This window comes from Propionivibrio limicola, from assembly GCF_009469695.1.
Classification (GTDB): domain Bacteria; phylum Pseudomonadota; class Gammaproteobacteria; order Burkholderiales; family Rhodocyclaceae; genus Propionivibrio; species Propionivibrio limicola.
The window spans coordinates 1-4,650 of record NZ_SSSR01000035.1 but is presented as its reverse complement, the minus strand read 5'-3'; the positions used below and the strand labels follow the sequence as shown (position 1 = coordinate 4,650).

The 4,650-nt window shown below is 54.4% G+C and carries 5 protein-coding genes; 4 read left to right on the top strand and 1 reads right to left on the bottom strand.

The genetic code is table 11. The features are described from left to right. Positions 1 to 250: 250 nt before the first annotated feature. The 3 genes from GH659_RS14650 (at position 251) to GH659_RS14640 (ending at position 3,415) form a co-directional block, all read left to right on the top strand. The gene (locus tag GH659_RS14650) at positions 251 to 1,264 is read left to right on the top strand and encodes a TRAP transporter substrate-binding protein (protein WP_211364276.1); all 1,014 of its coding nucleotides are present in this window, start codon (positions 251 to 253) and stop codon (positions 1,262 to 1,264) included. Positions 1,265 to 1,371: 107 nt separating this feature from the next. After that, positions 1,372 to 2,205 carry a shikimate dehydrogenase family protein gene (locus GH659_RS14645; protein ID WP_153112173.1) on the top strand — a complete coding sequence of 278 codons (834 nt, stop codon included), beginning with the start codon at positions 1,372 to 1,374 and terminating at the stop codon, positions 2,203 to 2,205. A gap of 214 nt (positions 2,206 to 2,419) precedes the next feature. Next, a complete protein-coding gene (locus tag GH659_RS14640) occupies positions 2,420 to 3,415 on the top strand; it encodes a DctP family TRAP transporter solute-binding subunit (RefSeq protein ID WP_153112175.1) in 996 nt (331 codons plus the stop codon). Between the two features lie 29 nt (positions 3,416 to 3,444). Here the strand turns inward: GH659_RS14640 and GH659_RS14635 are convergent, their stop codons facing one another. Beyond that, positions 3,445 to 4,215: an IclR family transcriptional regulator domain-containing protein gene (locus GH659_RS14635; protein ID WP_153112172.1), complete on the bottom strand. Its 771-nt coding sequence runs from the start codon at positions 4,213 to 4,215 to the stop codon at positions 3,445 to 3,447. A 347-nt stretch (positions 4,216 to 4,562) separates the two neighbouring features. Between GH659_RS14635 and GH659_RS15185 the strand changes: the two genes are divergently transcribed. Next, positions 4,563 to 4,650, top strand: an 88-nt coding sequence (locus GH659_RS15185) for an NADP-dependent isocitrate dehydrogenase (protein ID WP_211364216.1), incomplete at its 3' end; no start/stop codon positions are given.

The window sequence follows — 4,650 nt, the reverse complement described above, 5'->3', positions numbered from 1 at the left end:
CGGTGCGACGAAGAGCGACATGACCAAAGTCGTCAAGGGCGTCGCGCCGTTCCTGCTCTCGCACTCCATCGTGCTGCTGCTGATGATCTTCTTCCCGGAGATTGTTATCGTGCCGGCCCAGTGGTTCGGCGCTAGATAAAAATAGGGCGAACTCGTTGCGGGCCCGGTTAAGTTGCGGTCCGCAACGAGTAAATAATAATTGCCCGCTTGCTTCAGGCTTTTTTCGTGTGTCTCAAGAGGAGTAGTTGTGGTGTTTAGCAAGAAAGTCGTAACCGCGGCTGTGACGGCTGCATGTTGTTTGGTGGCGGCATCCGCTGCCCAGGCGGAAATTCGTAAGCAGTCTTTCCGTTTTTCCACGGCCAACCCGAAGGGGCACCCGATCCCGGCCGGCGGTGAGAAGTTCGGCGCACTGCTGTCCCAGAAGTCTGGTGGCAAGATGAGCGTGAAGTCGTTCCCGGGCGGCGTGCTCGGCGGCGACGTGCAGGTACTGTCCGCCGTTCAGGGCGGCACGATCGACATCGCGGCGATGAACACCGGCCTGCTGCAGGGCCAGATCAAGGAAGCGGCGATTGTCGACCTGCCGTTCCTGTTCGCCAACGCCAAGGAAGCCGACGCCGTGCTCGACGGCAAGATGGGCAAGAAGCTGGCTGATCTGATGCCGGCCAAAGGCCTGGTCAACCTCGGCTACTTCGACCTCGGCTTCCGTCAGGTGACCAACAGCAAGCGCCCGATCAAGACCGCCGAAGACATCGCCGGCCTGAAGCTGCGCGTCGTGCAATCGCCGACGTACATCGAAACGTTCAACGCCCTTGGCGCCAACGCCGTGCCGATGCCCTTCACCGAGGTCTACACCGCGCTCGAACAGCGCATGATCGACGGCCAGGAAAACCCGTTCTCGGTGATCGAAGTCAACAAGATCAACGAAGTGCAGAAGTACCTGAGCGTCACCAACCACATGTACAACCCGCAGTCGTTCTTCATGAGCAAGAAGACGTGGGACAAGCTCAATGCCGACGAGCAGAAGGTGGTCATGGAAGCCGCCAAGGAAGCGACCGTTTGGCAGCGTCAGTTCTCGCGCGATACGCAAGCCAAGGCATTGGTCAATCTGAAGAAGACATCGGAAGTGAACGACGTGCCGGCGGCTGAAATCGCCAAGCTGCGCGCCAAGGTCAAGCCGGTCATCGACAAGTTTGCCGCCTCGATCGGCCCCGAGTTCGTCAAGGAGTTTCTGGCCGAGATCGAAAAGGTCCGTGCGGCCAAGTAAGAAATCACCCGTTAATCTAATGGTGTGACGGATGCGCCCGAATGTGTATTCGTTCGGGCGTTTTAAGCTTGTTGTTATCTTCATTTCTATTTGGGTAGGCAAACTTCATGATCAGCGGAAAAACAACTCTTATTGCACATATCGGATATCCGACCGAGGCTTTTAAGGCTCCTTTGATTTACAACCCCTGGTTCGACAGCAAAGGTATTGATGCGGTCGTCGTGCCGATGGGCGTCAAAGCGGAAGATTTTCCAGAATCGCTCAAGCAGATTTTCAAGTTCACCAACCTCCGCGGCGCTCTGGTGACGATGCCGCACAAGGTGACGACGATGTCGTTGGCTGATGATGCGACCATCACCGCCAAAATCGCCGGTGCGGCCAACGCTCTTCTCAAGCGCGAAGATGGTACGTTGCTCGCCGACCAGTTTGATGGCGCCGGTTTTGCTCGTGGCGTGGCTCGCAAGGGCTTCAAGACAAAAGGAAGCAAGATTCTGGTCGTTGGCACGGGTGGTGTTGGTAGCCCGATTGCGGCTTCGCTGGCCGCGGACGGTGCTGCGTCCATTTCGCTGTTCGATCTGAACACGGCTTCCGCAGAGGGTTTGGCTTCGCGCCTGAAGCAATACTATCCAGACATGGAAGTGAATGTGACTTCGAATGACCCGGCTGGTTACGACATGGTCGTCAACGCGACGCCGCTCGGCATGAAGGACAGCGATCCGTTGCCGTTTGATCCGACCCGTTTGTCGCCATCGACGTTCGTCGGTGAGGTGGTCATGAAGAACGAGATCACCCCGATCCTCAAGGCGGCGAAGGAACTCGGCTGCCAGTACCAAGTTGGCACCGACATGCTCTTCGAAATGATTCCGGCGTATCTTGAGTTCTTCGGCTTTGGCACTGCGACGCCGGACGAACTGCGTGCGGTTGCCAAAATTTCGTACTGATAGAATTGCCGACTGCTTTGGTTAAGCAGTTTGGATAATTGGTCGGCCATCCGCTCTAAGCAGCTGGATGGCCGTTTCTTTTGTGCCGCTCGAATTTGCACGAGTTCGGCGTGCGACTGGCCGTGCGGTATGCTGAGCATGCGCAATGGGCTGTGGCGAATGCTGTTGTGTCGGCGCTTTTTGTATCGACTGAAGGGGAGATAGTGTGAGAAAAATGATGCGTATGGCGGCGGTTACGTTTTTTGTCGGGCTGATGGCGACCACGAACGTCAATGCGGAGATTCGTGAACACGCCTTTCGTTGGACTAACGCTAATCCTTCTGGCCATCCTCTTGTTAGAGGCGGTGTCAAATTCCAGGAACTCGTCGCCGCCAAAAGCGGCGGCAAAATGATCGTCAAACTTTACACGGGCGGGGTCTTGGGCGGAGATCTTGACGTGCTGACGTCGGTGCAGAACGGAACGATCGATTTCGCTTCGATGAATTCCGGAATATTGCAGAGTCTGGTCAAGGAATTCGCGGTGTTGGATTTTCCGTTCCTGTTCAACAACGCGAATGAGGCCTACAGGCTGTTGGATGGGCCAATCGGCAAGCAGCTGGCGGATAAGTTGCCAGAGAAGGGCATGATCAATCTCGCGTACTATGAGCTGGGCTTCCGGAATCTTACGAATAACAAGCGTCCGATCAAGTCTTTGGAGGATATTCAGGGACTAAAGATTCGAGTGATTCAGTCACCTACTTATATCGAGACATTCAATGGGTTGGGTGCCAAGGCGGTGCCGTTGCCGATTACCGAGGTGTATTCCGCGCTCGAAAAGAAAACGATTGACGGGCAGGAGAACCCGTTTTCGGTAATAGCGTTGAACAAGTTCGACGTTGTGCAGAAATATCTGACGGTAAGTCGCCATATGTACAACCCGCAGTCCTTTTTGATGAGCAAGATTGTCTGGGATAAGTTGAACAAAGAGGAACGTGCGATTATCGTTGAGGCCGCCGAAGAGTCCGCTGTATTTCAGCGCAAGGCAGCCCAGGATGCTCAAGAGCGTTCGCTTCGGGCATTGAAAAAGAGTATGGAAGTGTATGAACTTCCGGCTGAAGAAATCGAGCGAATCAGGGCTAAGCTTCGGCCGGTCGTGGAGAAACTCAGTGCAAATGTAGGTTTGCCATTTGCCAAGTCTGTTTTTGCCGAGCTAGAAAAAATGCGGAAGTAACGCAAGGTGGGCAACGGGCAGCGTGTCGTTCAGAAAGTCGCAAGAAGCGCGTATTCGGCCTCCCGCAGGAGGGGGAGAGCCCGGAGCACTGCGGCCTCCGATGTCTCGTTGCCCATTGGCAGGCTTACGCTGATCGCACCGGTCAGATGGCCTTCGCGGGTTCTTATCGGTACGGCAATCCCGCGAACGCGCTGGCTCATTTGTTGTTCGAGGATGGCATAGCCTTTTTGGCGGGCGTTATTGATGTGCTCCCTGATTCCTTCTTCGGTTGTGGTCGTGTAAGCGGTGTAAGGTACGAGCTTTCGTTTGCTGAGCCAAGTGTCGATTTCGTCAGGGGTTCTGCAGGAAAGCATGGCTATTCCGGCCGAACAAATGTTGGCCGGAACGCGCGATCCGAGGACATAACCGATGTTCTGAATTTTATTTGACCCGTCTTTCGATACGAAAATTACATCATCTTCATCCAAAACCGCAAAATACGCGGTTCCGCCGAGGGTAAGGCTGATGCGCTGAAGGTGTGGCTGAACGGCGCGCGGAATTTTCGCGGAATCAAAATATGACCAACCCAACCGAAGAACGCGCGGGGTCAGCCAGAAGTATTGGCCGTCACTTTCTACATAGCCGAGATGCTCGAGAGTGCGCAGATAGCGGCGCGTTGCTGTGCGAGTTATGCCAGTTCTGCGCGCGGCCGTGGACGCCGTTAATCGGGGGTGGGTGTCGCTGAAAGCCTCGATAATTCGCAGGCCTTTTTCGAGACCTGCAATCCAGTCTCTTTTATTTAGGGCGGGCGTGTTCGGCATTGGCTTTATTTTGCGCGATTATTGAACTTTGGTGCGCGATTATCGCGCAGAAGAAAGAGAGGGTCAATCGACGAATTTTCGAGTTAGGCCTAAGATTAGCTGTTTAGATTTGTTCGGGATTTTGTCAGAGCAAATCATGGTTTGTTACTTGCTCTTTCGGCCCCGTTTAGCACTTTGGGGCCTCCGGCTGGATTTTCAAAATACGATACGCGTTCACGCCTGAATAACCGCCGAGACCGGTTGGGAGGCTTTATGAGGCCTGCCGGGCTAATGCTTGTATTTTTGCATCTGGCAAATTACGCCAAGGTAAGAATTTCTTGTTTTTCGTTTGTTAACTGGAGACGTTTATGGCTACATCCAAAATTATCTGGACCGAGATTGATGAAGCGCCGGCCCTTGCGACGTATTCGCTGCTGCCGATCGTGCAGGCGTTCA